Here is a 14,845-nt window from a genome sequence, read left to right on the forward strand (position 1 = left end):
TTGCGTGATGGTTTTGTCATTCCAGTATTACTGAATAAATTCTCTCGATAAAGAGTAAACGCTGAACGTCCTCATCAAGACGATTAAGCGCAAACTAATAAACGTAATACAGTAATTTAAACTCGCCCTTCGGGAAGTCCTGGCAAGTTTCCTAGCTGCATTCTGGGAATTTGAAAGGAAACCGACATTCCTGCATTTCCGCGCTTTACTTGGACACTTGCCAGCGCCTTCTGAGAGAGCAGTGAACTATGCGGATTAGTATTAATTAGCCTTTTGGTTAGTTGCACCTAAACGTCAGAATGCTAACGTTTATACATGGCAAAAAGGTATTAACCATGAATAATCCACACGGCGAATTTGAAAGTACAGCTAATGGTCGGTTGCTGATGTTCACAGCGCGCGGCCCATGGAATGATGAAACCTTGAAAAATGGCGTGATTAAGATGTCGTCCGATATCTCCACATTCGAGCAAGGTAGACCATGGGCGCAGTTAAGTTGTCTTTATGGTGAAAGCCTGATGCCTCCTTCCGCCTTTGATATTTTTGTTAAGCAAACACGAATAAGGAAAGCCCGTGGCCTGTCATTTCTTGCTGTGGTGATATTAGATACCGACATTATGCTGACAACTAAGCAGCAGGTTTCTCAGTGTTATAACACTGCTGAGGTTCCTTACTGCTTTTACAATTCTGTACAAGATGCTTTAAATGCCCTGACAGATAAGGGCTATAGCTATAACAGAGACGAAGCCGAACGCTTCTTTACCCGTTTTGACTTTACGCGGTAATAAAGAATACAAAACTGACGAAAACAAAAAGAGCGCCAGTGGCGCTCTAACGAGTTTACAAAGAATATTGTACCAACGCTTTTTACTACGCCTTAGATGCTTGGTAGATACCTTCAATTGCAGTATCTAGCGTTGCTTCAAACTCTTCTTGAGATTGCTGTGCTGATACACCTTCGGTTAAAGCACGAGAGAAACTCGCAATCATGCCTTGGTTTTCTGCCAGCTTTGCGTTTGCTTCCTCACGGCTATAGCCACCAGATAGCGCCACTACTTTAAGTACACGAGGGTGATCAACAAGCTCTTTATAGAAGTTTGCTTCTGTCGGAAGCGTAAGCTTAAGCATGACTTCCTGACCTTCGTTTAGCAGATTAAGCTGGGTCAAAATCTCTAGCTTAAGTAATGCTTCTGCTTCCGCTTTTTGTGGACTGTGAATATCCACTTCTGGCTCAATGATTGGAACAAGGCCCGCGGCTAAAATTTGCTTACCCACTTCAAATTGCTGAGCAACAACGTCTTTAATACCTTGGTGATTAGCAAGCTTAACAACACTGCGCATTTTAGTACCAAATACATCTTGCGCCACCGCTTTAGCAAGCAGAGCATCAAGTCCTGGCATTGGCTTCATTACCTGCACGCCGTTGCTTTCTTCAGCTAGTCCTTTATCTACCTTTAGGAACGGAATTACGCGCTTCTTCTGCCATAAAAAATGTGCAGAAGACATGCCTTCAATTTCTCTATCAAGGGTGTTTTCAAACAAGATTGCGCCAAGAACGCGCTCGCCGCTAAAAGGGGTGCTGGTGATAATGCGTGTACGCATTTCGTGAACAAGATTAAACATCTCTTCGTCTGAGCTATACTCTGACTCTTCGATGCCGTATAAGCGCAACGCTTTAGGGGTACTACCGCCGCTTTGATCTAACGCTGCAATAAAACCGGTTTGCGTTTTCAGTTTATCCAACATTGCCTGCTGAGCTTGTGATGCCATTGCAACACTCCTTTTGTATATTACTGCCTTAATAGACAGGTGTAGGGTTTATTGTTATACCAATTCTATTAAAGATCTGTTTGTCTCAGACGCAGCTTGCCAGCACCTTAAGTAAACACATCTGTAATAAGATTGGTATTTATGCCTGCGCACTTCACTGTTTCGCAGGTGTAATCGTTTCCGATTAAATGGTCACGCTCAAAAATGCTGTTACTGAGCGTGACACATGTTGGGGCAACTTTGCACTAGGCCTTAGCTTTCATGAGCTTCTCTGAGCTCTTATGCGCTGTAGAACGCTGCTTTAATATGCAGCGCTTAGGCTTATTTATTTTTTTCTTCTAGTACTGCTACCGCTGGTAGTGTTTTACCTTCCAAGAATTCAAGGAACGCGCCACCACCTGTTGAAATATACGAAACTTTATCGGCAATTCCGTATTTATCAACGGCTGCTAGTGTATCACCACCACCTGCGATTGAGAATGCATCGCTCGCTGCAATCGCTTCTGAAAGCGCTTTCGTACCGGCACTGAACTGTTCAAATTCAAATACGCCTACAGGACCATTCCATACGATAGTTCCTGCGTTTTTAATAATGTCTTCTAACGCCTTAGATGAGTCTGGGCCGATATCAAAAATCATATCGTCGTCAGCAACGTCACTGACTACTTTTAGCGTTGCTTCGGTGTTCTCATCAAACGCTTTACCCACTACAACATCTGTTGGCACTGGAATATTGCCGCCATTCGCCTGCGCTTCATTCATCAGCTGCGTAGCTTGCTCGGTAAGGTCCATCTCTACTAGTGACTTACCCACATTATGGCCCTGTGCCGCGATAAACGTATTAGCGATACCACCGCCAACAATCAGCTGGTCAACTTTTTCAGCCAATGTTTTTAACACGGTCAACTTGGTAGATACTTTAGAGCCACCCACAATAGCAACCATTGGGCGCTTAGGGTTATCTAAGGCTTTGCCCAGTGCGTCTAATTCTGCAGCAAGTAATGGGCCAGCACAGGCTTTTGGCGCGAATTTAGCAACGCCATGGGTAGACGCTTGTGCACGGTGAGCGGTGCCAAAGGCATCCATAACGAAAATATCGCAAAGTGCTGCGTACTGTTTCGCTAACGTCTCGTCGTCCTTCTTTTCGCCGTTATTAAAACGTACGTTTTCAAGGATAACCAATTCGCCTTCGCTAAGCTCAACACCGTCTAGGTAGTCTTTAACAAGCTTAACCGGTACGTCTAGGGCATCGTTAAGGTAATCTACAACAGGTTGAAGAGAAAACTCATCCGCAGGCTCGCCTTCAGTAGGACGGCCAAGGTGAGACATCACCATAACTGCCGCACCAGCTTCTAGGGCTGCTTTAATCGTAGGGATTGATGCTTTTATACGGGCATCAGAAGTTACTTTGCCGTCTTTTACCGGCACATTTAAGTCTTGTCTAATTAGTACGCGCTGACCTTGTAGGGCCATATCGCTCATGCTTGGAATTGCCATCGTCTTTCCTATGTTAATTTAAATTCAGCAGAGCATGCGTTAAAAGCACGCTCAAATTAACTGTGAAAGCTGCGCGGGCTGTGCTACCAGCCTTGGCAGCATCAATGCGTTATTTTGCGTCGAACATCACTTTAGCTGTGTCGAGCATACGGTTTGCAAAACCCCATTCGTTGTCACACCACACCAGTGTTTTTACTAGCTGCTTGTGACTGACTCTTGTTTGTGTGCCATCCACAATACACGAGTGTGGGTCGTGATTGAAATCTACTGACACCAACGGCTCTTCTGTGTAATCCAAAATACCCTGTAAACGCCCCGCTTTTGCATTGCGAAGGGCTTGATTCACTTGCTCAATAGTTACCTTAGACTGAAGCGTTACGCTTAAATCCATGGCAGTAACATTGATAGTGGGTACACGCACGGCAATGGCTTCGAACTTACCCGCAAACTTAGGCAGAATACGCTCTATACCGGCAGCAAGTCGGGTATCAACGGGAATAATTGACTGACTTGCAGCACGGGTTCTGCGCAAATCTTCGTGATAGGCGTCGATAACCTGCTGGTCGTGCATAGACGCGTGAATGGTTGTGATCGTACCACTTTCAACACCGAACGCAGCGTCTAGTGCTTGGATAACAGGAACAATGCAGTTTGTGGTACAAGAGCCGTTAGAGACTAATTTTTGTTCACTGGTCAACGTGTCTTCGTTGGTTCCAAAAATGACTGTATTGTCTAAATCTGGTGAACCGGGAGATGAGAACAGCACTTTGCCAGCGCCTGCATCTAAATGAGCTTGCCCCGACGCTCTGTCATCAAACTTACCCGTACACTCAAGCACAATATCAATACCTAAGTTTTTCCACGGTAGGTCTTTAATATCGCTTATCGCGAGCAGTGTAATATCGTCGCCTGCCACATTAAGCGTGTTGTTTTTTAAGGCCACATCAAAACGGAACCGCCCGTGGGCGGTATCGTATTTAAGTAAATGTGCAATGCCTTCGGGTTTAGCAATGTCGTTAATGGCCACTACGTTAAATTCATTGTTGCGCCCGCTTTCATAAAGCGCACGTAACACGTTGCGACCAATACGACCAAACCCATTAATGGCAATATTTACCATAGGCTTATCTATTACCTCTTACAGAGACAGTGCAGCCTCTACTACAGCGTCAGTGGTAATGTTGAAGTGCTTAAACAAATCGCCAGCAGGCGCAGACTCACCAAAGGTGTCCATGCCCACGATAGCGCCATTAAAGCCAACGTACTTGTACCAGCTATCTTTAGACAGCGCTTCAACCGCTACGCGTTTAACAACGCTAGAAGGTAGTACGCTTTCACGGTAATCTGCAGACTGACGGTCGAATACGTCAGTTGATGGCATAGACACTACGCGAACGGCCTTCCCCTGCTCGGTCAGTTTTGCTGCAGCTTCAACCGCTAGCTGAACTTCAGAACCGGTACCAATAAGAATAAGCTCTGGCGTACCTTCACAGTCTTTAAGTACGTAACCGCCTTTCGCGATATCAGCCACTTGTTGAGCCGTTCTTTCTTGCTGCGCTAAGCCTTGACGCGTGAAGATCAGTGTTGTTGGGCCATCAGTGCGCTCAATAGCAGACTTCCACGACACAGCAGACTCAACCTGATCACAAGGACGCCAGTTATCAAGGTTAGGCGTTGCACGTAGCGCAACCACCTGCTCTACCGGTTGGTGTGTTGGGCCGTCTTCACCTAAACCAATTGAATCGTGGGTGTAAACGAAAATTGCCGGCTGCTTCATTAGTGCCGCCATGCGTACCGCATTGCGTGCATATTCCATAAACATTAGGAAGGTTGCACCGTATGCCTTAAAGCCGCCGTGAAGGGCAATACCATTCATCATGGCAGACATACCAAACTCACGTACACCGTAATAAATGTAGTTACCTGATGCATCGTTTGCTTCAACGCCTTTGCTACCTTCCCAAATGGTAAGGTTAGAACCTGCTAGGTCGGCAGAGCCGCCTAATAGTTCAGGAAGTAACGGACCAAACGCGTTTAATGCATTTTGCGATGCTTTACGTGAAGCAATGTTTTGTGGGTTAGCTTGAAGTTCAGCAATAATTGCATCTGCTTTATCGCTGAAATCTGCTGGTAATTCGCCATTTACACGACGTTTGAATTCTGCTGCAAGCTCTGGGTAGGCGGCTTCGTATGCTGCGAAAGCGTCGTTCCACGCGCTTTCCGCTTTTGAGCCTTTCTCTTTGCCATCCCAGCCCGCGTAGATATCGTCTGGAATTTCGAACGCGCCATGGCTCCAGCCAAGCTTTTCACGTGTAGCGACAATTTCGTCATCACCTAACGGTGCACCGTGGCAAGACTCGGTACCTTCTTTATTAGGCGAACCGAAACCAATGGTGGTTTTACAACAAATAAGCGTAGGCTGCGCCGTATTCGCTTGTGCCTTTTCAATGGCGGCTTTTACTTGCTCTGCATCGTGACCGTCAACACCGTCAATAACTTCCCAACCGTAGCTCTTGAAGCGTGCTGGCGTATCGTCAGTGAACCAACCTTCCACTTCACCATCAATTGAAATGCCGTTGTCATCCCAAAACGCGATAAGCTTACCAAGGCCTAATGTACCAGCTAATGAACACGTCTCGTGTGAGATACCTTCCATTAGGCAGCCGTCGCCTAAGAATGCGTAGGTGTGATGATCAACAATGTTGTGACCGTCACGGTTAAATTGTGCCGCTAGCACTTTTTCGGCAAGCGCCATACCCACAGCATTACTTATACCTTGGCCTAGTGGGCCAGTGGTTGTTTCAACGCCTGGCGCATAACCGTACTCTGGGTGACCTGGCGTTTTTGAATGCAATTGGCGGAAGTTCTTCAGCTCTTCAATAGGCAGTTCATAACCTGAAAGATGAAGTAGAGAATACAACAGCATCGAGCCGTGACCATTTGAAAGCACAAAGCGATCGCGGTTAGCCCAAGACGGGTTTGCTGGGTTGTGTGATAAGAAATCACCCCATAGTACCTGTGCGATATCAGCCATCCCCATTGGGGCACCTGGGTGACCAGATTTAGCTTGTTGAACGGCGTCCATACTTAATGCACGGATTGCATTGGCGAGTTCACGACGAGAGGGCATGTTGTCTCCTGATTTATTTTGTATCTTTTGTTTCGTATCTTAGCGGGCTAGCAAAGCTAGACGAGCGTAGAGATAAGGCGTTTGCTCTACTTCTTTATACGATTGAATGTGGCGTTATTCTTACCTATGCCACCTAACAGTTCAATGAGTTTTCATTGCCAATAGCGAAAGTAATAGTAAAAAATGGTCTATACGCTCGCCAATGCGTATTAGCACGGTAATAAAAACTCTCTTACCTTTGCCTAAGTCTTTTTATTTCATACAAATAACCTTAATACTGATCGGGTTATGTCAACATTTCGTAACAAAGAGACTTTTAGACGTCTAGAAGTAAAGACTGGTATTTATAACTTGTTTTAGTACAATATACGACTATTTTGATAATTTAACGCTTACGGAGCATTTATGGCCACGCATTTATTCACATCCGAGTCAGTGTCTGAAGGACATCCGGACAAAATTGCTGATCAGATCTCAGATGCGGTTCTTGACGCTATTTTAGAACAAGATCCTCGCGCTCGGGTGGCCTGCGAAACGTATGTAAAAACCGGTATGGTTTTAGTAGGTGGTGAGGTCACCACTTCTGCATGGGTAGACATTGAAGAACTTACCCGAAAAACTGTTAAAGAAATTGGCTACACGCACTCAGATATGGGCTTTGACGCCGATTCATGTGCGGTATTAAACGCAATTGGTAAACAGTCTCCTGACATCAATCAAGGTGTTGACCGCGCAAGCTTAGAAGAGCAAGGTGCAGGTGACCAAGGCCTGATGTTTGGTTACGCGAGCGACGAAACTGATGTATTAATGCCGGCGCCTATCACGTACTCTCACCGCCTTGTTCAAAAACAAGCGGAAGTACGTAAATCTGGCAAACTAGACTGGTTGCGTCCAGATGCAAAAAGCCAAATCACTTTTAAATACGAAAACGACAAGCCTGTAGGCATTGACGCGGTTGTACTTTCAACCCAGCACTGTGATTCAGTAAGCACTGAAACAGTACGTGAAGCGGTAATGGAAGAAATCATCAAGCCTGTGCTTCCAAGCGAGTGGATAGATGGCAACACGCGTTTTCACATCAATCCAACGGGTCGATTCGTAATCGGTGGTCCAATGGGCGACTGTGGCTTAACAGGTCGAAAAATTATCGTAGATACATACGGCGGTATGGCTCGTCACGGTGGTGGCGCGTTCTCAGGCAAAGATCCATCAAAGGTTGACCGCAGCGCAGCATACGCGGGCCGTTATGTTGCTAAGAACATTGTGGCAGCAGGTCTTGCTAAGCGCTGTGAAATCCAAGTGTCTTACGCCATCGGTGTGGCAGAGCCAACGTCTATCAGCATCGATACCTTTGGAACTGGCGTGGTAGATGAGAAGACACTGGTTGCATTGGTACGCGAACACTTCGACTTGCGTCCTTACGGCCTTATCCAAATGCTAAATCTTGAACGCCCAATTTATCGCCCAACAGCTGCATACGGTCACTTTGGTCGTAACGAATTCCCGTGGGAAGCAACAGATAAAGCAGAAGCATTAAAAGCATCGATTTAATTCGATAAGCCTTTAACCCTTTTTGAAAACGCCGCTAGCTTGTTACGCTTTACATTGAAGCTATACAAGCTAGCGGCGTTTTTTGTTGAGTCTTTCAGGTGAGACAAGCTAGCCCCCTAAATTAAAAAAGGTAAAGCCTATTTTCATCCTTTGTTTTTGCAGCTATGCTTAAATAACGAACACACTATCGCTTGTAGTTTCTGGTTGTTTACAAGCCATGACAACAACAACTTGGGTTCTTCCATGAATGTAGTCTCTGGTACTCTTACAGCGTTCACGCTGGCTGTCTCAATAACAGCCTCACCCGTGTTCGCGGAAGTAAATAATACCCTCTACAGCCCAATTCAGTTCAAGAGCAAGAAGATAGCTCGGTGGCAGCTAAACAGTATGTACCGCGTTAAATCTACGACCGAAACCTACCTTTACGACAACACTTATACCTATCCAGCGGGCTCACAAGGTATGTTTAGCGCCAGCCGGCGTTTTAACACTTGGGTGCCGCAGAAGGTTTATGCGACCTACAAAACAAACAATACCGCTTTTCAACATTATGCTGAGTGGCTTTATTTACCCCACGATGTAGGTACTTTTACGCGATTAGGCTGGCTACTTGGCCAAAGCGAAGGGTTAAACATGGCCGTAGAGCTAGAGCATAGACAAATTGGCGAAGAAGAGAATATGGCGCTTTCTTTAGGTGTTAATTACCTGTTCTAGGAATATCACTACCTTTAGCTTATCGAACGCCGCGACGTCAAAACTGTGCCTCCCTAATTGTAAAGGCAACACAGAATCACTTCTGAGTTAGCGCCATTGTTTTAGCATAGGTTTGCTGAATTATCATTGCATCAGAACTCGCTCGGTGACGCTTTACGTCTAGTTCAGCGGAAAGACTATTTTTTACGTCGTGCCAGTTATCCATTTGAGACTCACTCAATATATATTCAAGGGCGCGGCAGGTGAACGACATTTCAATTTGCGCAGCCGAGAACAGCTTTATCAACCAAGGGTTATCTACCACCCATCCGTCACTGTATACAACCGTATTTCCCAGAAAATTATTAAGCTCAACGCACACCTTATGAGGCTCCTCGCCTCGTGCTTGTAACATTTGTTGAGAGATGCCATGAAGCGATTCTGCTTTTGTATCCCAGTGTACCCAAGAGTCAAATGGCCTCAGTAGTTTGCACCATTTTGCACCATCATAGCGCACAATGCCTATTTCTATGGGGTAACTTGCCGCCCCAAATCCACTTGCTTCTACATCTATAATTGTAGGCAATGTTGTATTTCGCACTTATACTCCAAACTACTGTTCTCCTTAATTTTTAATAGTAAAAGAGAATACCTTCAACACAGGCACAGATGTTTTTAACATTCTAATTGCGCGCTGGGCCCTTGCATAGCTGCTCACTAAACAACCATTTAGCTTTACACTGTTTGTTCAATGATAGAATCGTGCCACATTGGTCTTTTTGCAGTAAAACAACAAACGTTGCCTCGCAAGAAACTGCTCACAAAACGTACTAAATTATACTAAAGAATAGTGCGTAAATAGGAAAACGTTCAGCACATTGCTATACACTTTGAAGGGTAATCAACTAGGTAACTAACCCATGCGTGTACAACTTCTTCTAACAGCGGTTTTCTGCTTTATGTTTTTTATCAATTCATGCCGCGCTGACAGCACTCAAGAGCCTCTGATAATAGGTATAGATGCAGACCTTTCAGCAGTTGCTGTAGAGGGAGGTGTGGCTATTACCCGAGGTGTAGAGCTAGCCGTTGAAGAGATTAACGCAAATGGGGGGATACTTGGCCGTAAACTTAAAGTAATTGCGAAAGATCATCGAGGGAACCCAGCTCGCGGCATTCACAACATTGAGCAGTTTGCGAAAATGCCAAACTTGCTAGCCGTCGTCGGTGGAGTACACACCCCAGTTGTGCTTGCTGAGATCGATATTATACATAATAAAAATATTCTCATGCTGGTACCATGGGCCGCTGGTACCTCCATCATCGATAATAAGCATTCCCCCAATAACGTTTTTCGGGTCTCAGTACGTGACGCAGAAGCCGCTCCTTTACTGATTAACTTTGCAAAATCCAACGGATTGTCAAATGTCGCTTTGGTTTTGGAGCGCACAGGTTGGGGACGCTCTAACCTTGAATCATTAACGAAAGCGGCAGCGGAACAAGGCGTAAACATTAGTGCCACTCATTGGATTAACTGGCAGCAGAAGAATTTCTCTGAAGATATTGCAGCGATAAAAAATGCGAAAACAGACGGTGTCGTATTAGTTACTAACGTACCCGAAGGCGCGGTCGTCTTGAATGCTATGGCTGAGCAGGGGGTAAGCTCGCTTCCGGTAATTGCTCACTGGGGCGTAGCATCTGGACAGTTAGCATCTAAACTAGTTAACCCAATCAGCCACCACAACATTTCAGTTCTTCAAACGTTTCACTTCCACCATCAAAAAAATAACAAGGCTAAACAACTGTTAGAAGCCTATTATGACAAGTATGGTTTAATCGATGCAGCAGCTATTGAGGGTGTCACAGGTCTGGCCCATGCGTATGATTTAATTCATTTAGTTGCAATCGCTGCCGATAAAGCTGGTAGCATACAAATTAACGAGTTGCGCAATGCTCTAGAATCGCTTAAAGACATCCAGGGTGCTGTAAAATACTATGAAGCTCCATTCACTCAAGAAAGGCATGATGCACTTTGGTCAAAGGATTATTTTATGACGAAGATTAATGATAAAGGCCATTTGGTAACAACGGGCAAGAAATAATGCAGCATGAACCTATAAGGCTGCGTTCTTTATTGCTTTCAAGCATGATCCCAAGGCTAGCGCTATTAATAGCAGTGCTGTCTATTACGCTAGTTGCCCTTTCCTTTCATTTCATTGTTAAGCAAAGTAATGCCCTTCAGCAGCAGTCGGTAGAAGGGCTCGAGCAAGATATTAGTTTCATTGTAAGCGATACAACTCGTCAGCTTGCTGATCTAGCGGCAAATGACATTATTATTAATTCGCTGGTTGATTTAGAACAGCGAGATAATTACTTGCCTATGTTCTTTCGCTCTTTAAACCTCACTCAAGCAAAAACCGTCGAATTTGCACTGTTTGACTTTACGGGTAAAAAAGTTATCGAAAAAAACTGGAGTGCAGCCCTACCTGAGTCGTTAAGCAATGCTTGGCGTCAGCACACACTTGGCTCATCAAACACATTTTCTTCTGTATCTAAATACGGAGTAGTATTTAGCGTTCCCGTTTTACTCAATGGTGTCTCTGAAGGTGCCCTTGTTATGTATGTTGACAGCCTTCAATCACTTCTTGAGCCCTATCCTCGACTCACTAACCAATTAGTTACAGATTTAAGCGGAAACGTACTATTTAGTAGCGACCCCTCTTTAATCGCACTAAATTCAAGCTTTTTAGCGTTCAACCAAAGCGGCTATTCTATTAAGCAAACTAGCTGGAAGAATCTTCAATTGTATAGCGTTAAGCCAACTATCAAGGCTTACAGAGAAGTTGCTTGGACGGGCATCGTCTTATTAGCAATGATCACAGGATTCATTTTCATTATATTGCATATGGTGAGCATGACCGGAACGTTAGCTGAGCGAACCCTCTCAACGCTTTATGACGATATTAAAAACCGTCTTACCAGTGACAACACAACCTCTTTAAACGATGAATTGCAAGCGGAGGCAAAAGAGTTAGCCGACATTCGAGCCGCCTTCGATAAGCTTATTTGGGATCTAACCGAGGTTTCACTGTCTAACGAGCAGTTTTCCAATGTATTAGAGTCGATGGGCGACATGCTGGTTGTAGTCGACCAGAATCAAGAAATACTCATTTCAAATACGCGCTTCGATGCTTTTTGCGATGATCAATACGGTGAAAAGAGTTCGATTTTAAAACTTATAGTTCGGAAACTAGCGACACAGCCATGCGATGAGTTGACGCACTTTTCAGTAGATTCGGGCAAAGAGCGTTATATTCGCTGGACAAAAGCTTCGCTCGCTGACGTAAAGGGTAATATTCGTGGCGACATATATGTAGGTAGTGACGTTACCGAGCAGCGCGCATTAGAAAGCCATGTAAACATACTGACCCATGCGATGGATGAAGCAACTGTTTCGATTATTATTTCTGATGTCAAACGGGCCGGACAGCCAATTATTTATGTAAATAGTGCATTTGAAGAATTAACTGGTTATAAACGAAGTGAAATAATTGGGCAAAACTGTCGCTCCATGCAGGGTGATGAAACCAGTTTACAAACCGTAGATCAAATTCGCAAAGCCATTGCGACACGTGAGCCTATTGAAACTACACTACTTAACTACAGAAAAGACGGCAGCGCCTTTTATAACCGATTAAATTTAACACCAGTTAAAACCAATGGCGAAGTGACGCATTACATCGGTTTTCAGCAAGATGTTACGCAGCAACGCCAAACGGAGCAATATCTTCAGGAAGCGAGAGAGAAAGCCGAAGAGTCTGCTCGACTGAAGTCTAGCTTCTTAGCGAGTATGAGCCACGAAATACGCACGCCTATCCACGGTATATCTGGTGTTTTGCAGCTAATGGCAAACTCTGAACTTACCGAAGAACAGAAGCATTATCTTTCTTTGGCGAAGTTCAGCATTCAAGGCCTTTTACACATCGTAAATGACATTTTGGACTTTTCTAAAATTGAAGCCGGTCAGCTACAAATCGAAGATAACCCTTTCGATATTTTAGAGTCACTTGAGAACCTTCAGAGTCAGTACGCCATTATGTGCCAAGAAAAAGGCCTCGATCTACACTTCCACTTTGATCTACAGGGCTTCCACGTTGTGCAAGGTGATGATGTACGCTTCAGGCAAATTCTGTCGAACCTGTTAGGTAACGCCGTCAAGTTTACTGACGCTGGATACATTGAAGTAACCACTAGCATTAAACAAAACGCAGACGACAGCCTTACACTTTTATGTAGCGTAAAAGACACGGGAATAGGTATTGCGCAAGATAAGCAAAGCACTATTTTTGATGTCTTCACGCAAGAAGATCTATCAACGACCCGCAAGTTTGGCGGAACAGGTCTAGGTTTATCAATTAGTAAGCAGCTTTGTGAACTTATGGGTGGCAACATAAAACTTGAAAGTGTAAAAGGACACGGGAGTACGTTCTCTTTCACTATTTCTCTTGAGCCAGCAGATGAGACTTTGCTAGTCCCTGTACATCACGCCTCTTCGTTAAAACAAAAAAAAGGTAAAAAGCGTAAAGTGCTCATTGTTGAAGACAACGATATCAATCAAATAATCGTGAAACAGCATCTGAGCAACCATACTACCCTTAGCGCCAAATCTGGCTTAGAAGCACTAGAGGCTCTGAATAAAATGAAGGTGACCTTTGATGTCATCTTGATGGATTGTCAGATGCCAGAAATGGATGGTTTTGAAGCAACTAAGCGCATTAGAAACGGTGAAGCTGGAGAGCGTTACCTCAACGTTCCAATTATCGCCCTGACCGCAAATGCAATGAAAGGTGATAAAGAGCGCTGTGTTGAAGCGGGAATGGACGATTATTTAAGTAAGCCCTTCGATGCTGAAGACCTCATCGACAAGGTAGATCACTGGGCCAGTGTCGAGAGGAATAGTGAATTGGTATAAAGACAAAGCTATGCCGTCGCTTTTCGGCCAAAGCGCTTTAAAGCTAGAGGAAACCTTACCGATTGGATAAAAAGACAGAGACTTACCAGCGTCATGCCAACCCACCCCACCGGTTTGAATACTTCACCAATTAGGAAGATAGCGAATAAGGTGGCTACCAGTGGTTCTATTAGCGTGATAAGCGTGGCTTTACTGGCTTCAGTAGTACGAAGACCATAACCAAAAAGCAAGTATCCAAAAAACATCGGCACTATGGCCATATAAAGTGAAACACTAGTGTGAATAGCGTTAGCAAATAGGTTCTGACCGGTAAACCAAAGTGAGGGCAGTAAGACAATCGCAGCACAGCCGAACAGCCCGGCCATAGCAGACTTTGAGTTTGTGCCAGCGTCAATGTGTTGCTTTGCCGCCCAGGAATATCCCGCATAAGTTAAACCTGCAATTAAACCCAAGATAACGCCGAACACCTGATCATCTTTAGATGCTGAAAATGTATCCAGCTCTTTGCCCATGGCTAACATACCAATCCCAAACGCACCAAACACAAAACTAATAAACCATTTTAGAGACACGGGCTTTTTACTCAAAAAATACTCTAAAAGCGCAGCGAATAATGGCGCACTGGCGATAGAAACTACGGTGCCTATGGCAACGCCTGACAAACGCATTGAGCTGTAAAAGGCCAGCGGATAAATTGCAACACATGCACTGCCAAACAGAAAGGTCAGTGGTGTAGAAAAAAGAATAGGTACATCCTTTACCAGTGATTTTCGGGCACTAACACAAAGCAGTACACCGCCTATCCCCATTGCAAAGGCACCGATTGCTAACGGACTGATTTCTGGGGCGAACTGAGCGGCAGTGCCTGTTGTCCCCCACAGAGAGCTCGCTATAACGATTGCTAGAATACCTTTTAGTGGTTCATTTGTGCTCACTGATTTTTCCATTACAGTTCTCTTGTATAAGTTTGGTTTTGGGTCTTAGGCTTGGATAGGATTTACACTTTGAGCATTTTTCACCAACACTTGTGACAACTGCGTAATTTCTAAAGCAAAACATGTACCTTACCTAAAACAAATCATACCTAAATTATTACTGATGTAATTAGCCTGATAGACACTTGTTTTGACCTTTTAGACGCACTTTCAGACCGCGAAAACAGTTAACAAAAAAGCAACACGGGGAACGCACACTACAAATAACAACTAAAGTAGAAATATTTGTCTCGCTAGATA

General features: G+C 44.5%; 11 protein-coding genes. 5 read left to right on the forward strand and 6 right to left on the reverse strand.

The window, feature by feature from the left end; all coding sequences use genetic code 11:
• Window positions 1-335 precede the first annotated feature (335 nt).
• Complete coding sequence (locus ACXAFM_RS05465) at window positions 336-785, forward strand: hypothetical protein (RefSeq protein WP_474833766.1); 450 nt, start codon at window positions 336-338, stop codon at window positions 783-785.
• Window positions 786-870: 85 nt separating this feature from the next.
• On the opposite strand, the gene ACXAFM_RS05470 is transcribed toward ACXAFM_RS05465, so the two are convergent.
• From ACXAFM_RS05470 to tkt, 4 genes are all read right to left on the reverse strand, one after another.
• On the reverse strand, window positions 871-1,770 hold the full coding sequence (locus ACXAFM_RS05470; protein WP_474833768.1) for a fructose bisphosphate aldolase: 900 nt from the start codon (window positions 1,768-1,770) through the stop codon (window positions 871-873).
• 321 nt (window positions 1,771-2,091) lie between these two features.
• Window positions 2,092-3,267: a phosphoglycerate kinase gene (locus ACXAFM_RS05475; protein ID WP_474833770.1), complete on the reverse strand. Its 1,176-nt coding sequence runs from the start codon at window positions 3,265-3,267 to the stop codon at window positions 2,092-2,094.
• A gap of 109 nt (window positions 3,268-3,376) precedes the next feature.
• A complete protein-coding gene (epd, locus tag ACXAFM_RS05480) occupies window positions 3,377-4,387 on the reverse strand; it encodes an erythrose-4-phosphate dehydrogenase (RefSeq protein WP_474833772.1) in 1,011 nt (336 codons plus the stop codon).
• An 18-nt stretch (window positions 4,388-4,405) separates the two neighbouring features.
• Window positions 4,406-6,397: a transketolase gene (gene tkt, locus ACXAFM_RS05485; RefSeq protein ID WP_474833773.1), complete on the reverse strand. Its 1,992-nt coding sequence runs from the start codon at window positions 6,395-6,397 to the stop codon at window positions 4,406-4,408.
• 405 nt (window positions 6,398-6,802) lie between these two features.
• Here tkt and metK point away from each other — a divergent pair, with 405 nt between their 5' ends.
• Both metK and ACXAFM_RS05495 read left to right on the forward strand, forming a co-directional pair.
• A complete protein-coding gene (gene metK / locus ACXAFM_RS05490) occupies window positions 6,803-7,948 on the forward strand; it encodes a methionine adenosyltransferase (protein ID WP_474833775.1) in 1,146 nt (381 codons plus the stop codon).
• Between the two features lie 243 nt (window positions 7,949-8,191).
• Complete coding sequence (locus tag ACXAFM_RS05495; RefSeq protein WP_474827646.1) at window positions 8,192-8,662, forward strand: hypothetical protein; 471 nt, start codon at window positions 8,192-8,194, stop codon at window positions 8,660-8,662.
• Between the two features lie 76 nt (window positions 8,663-8,738).
• Here ACXAFM_RS05495 and ACXAFM_RS05500 read toward each other — a convergent pair whose 3' ends face one another.
• Window positions 8,739-9,242: a 3'-5' exonuclease gene (locus ACXAFM_RS05500; RefSeq protein ID WP_474808547.1), complete on the reverse strand. Its 504-nt coding sequence runs from the start codon at window positions 9,240-9,242 to the stop codon at window positions 8,739-8,741.
• Window positions 9,243-9,561: 319 nt separating this feature from the next.
• Between ACXAFM_RS05500 and ACXAFM_RS05505 the strand changes: the two genes are divergently transcribed.
• Both ACXAFM_RS05505 and ACXAFM_RS05510 read left to right on the forward strand, forming a co-directional pair.
• Complete coding sequence (locus ACXAFM_RS05505; protein WP_474833777.1) at window positions 9,562-10,740, forward strand: ABC transporter substrate-binding protein; 1,179 nt, start codon at window positions 9,562-9,564, stop codon at window positions 10,738-10,740.
• Window positions 10,740-13,610, forward strand: a complete 2,871-nt coding sequence (locus ACXAFM_RS05510; RefSeq protein WP_474833779.1) for a hybrid sensor histidine kinase/response regulator — start codon at window positions 10,740-10,742, stop codon at window positions 13,608-13,610. Before ACXAFM_RS05505 ends, ACXAFM_RS05510 begins: the two co-directional genes overlap by 1 nt.
• An 8-nt stretch (window positions 13,611-13,618) precedes the next feature.
• Here the strand turns inward: ACXAFM_RS05510 and ACXAFM_RS05515 are convergent, their stop codons facing one another.
• Window positions 13,619-14,557: a DMT family transporter gene (locus tag ACXAFM_RS05515; RefSeq protein WP_474833781.1), complete on the reverse strand. Its 939-nt coding sequence runs from the start codon at window positions 14,555-14,557 to the stop codon at window positions 13,619-13,621.
• Between the last annotated feature and the right edge of the window lie 288 nt (window positions 14,558-14,845).

The organism is Alteromonas sp. ABD4_190 (assembly GCF_056160105.1).

Excerpts from the sequence above, each read along its gene's own strand:
- ACXAFM_RS05515 (WP_474833781.1), bottom strand. The coding sequence starts at position 14,557 with ATGGAAAAATCAGTGAGCACAAATGAACCACTAAAAGGTATTCTAGCA.
- ACXAFM_RS05505 (WP_474833777.1), top strand. The coding sequence starts at position 9,562 with ATGCGTGTACAACTTCTTCTAACAGCGGTTTTCTGCTTTATGTTTTTT.
- ACXAFM_RS05495 (WP_474827646.1), top strand. The coding sequence starts at position 8,192 with ATGAATGTAGTCTCTGGTACTCTTACAGCGTTCACGCTGGCTGTCTCA.
- metK (WP_474833775.1), top strand. The coding sequence starts at position 6,803 with ATGGCCACGCATTTATTCACATCCGAGTCAGTGTCTGAAGGACATCCG.
- tkt (WP_474833773.1), bottom strand. The coding sequence starts at position 6,397 with ATGCCCTCTCGTCGTGAACTCGCCAATGCAATCCGTGCATTAAGTATG.
- ACXAFM_RS05470 (WP_474833768.1), bottom strand. The coding sequence starts at position 1,770 with ATGGCATCACAAGCTCAGCAGGCAATGTTGGATAAACTGAAAACGCAA.
- epd (WP_474833772.1), bottom strand. The coding sequence starts at position 4,387 with ATGGTAAATATTGCCATTAATGGGTTTGGTCGTATTGGTCGCAACGTG.
- ACXAFM_RS05510 (WP_474833779.1), top strand. The coding sequence starts at position 10,740 with ATGCAGCATGAACCTATAAGGCTGCGTTCTTTATTGCTTTCAAGCATG.
- ACXAFM_RS05465 (WP_474833766.1), top strand. The coding sequence starts at position 336 with ATGAATAATCCACACGGCGAATTTGAAAGTACAGCTAATGGTCGGTTG.
- ACXAFM_RS05475 (WP_474833770.1), bottom strand. The coding sequence starts at position 3,267 with ATGGCAATTCCAAGCATGAGCGATATGGCCCTACAAGGTCAGCGCGTA.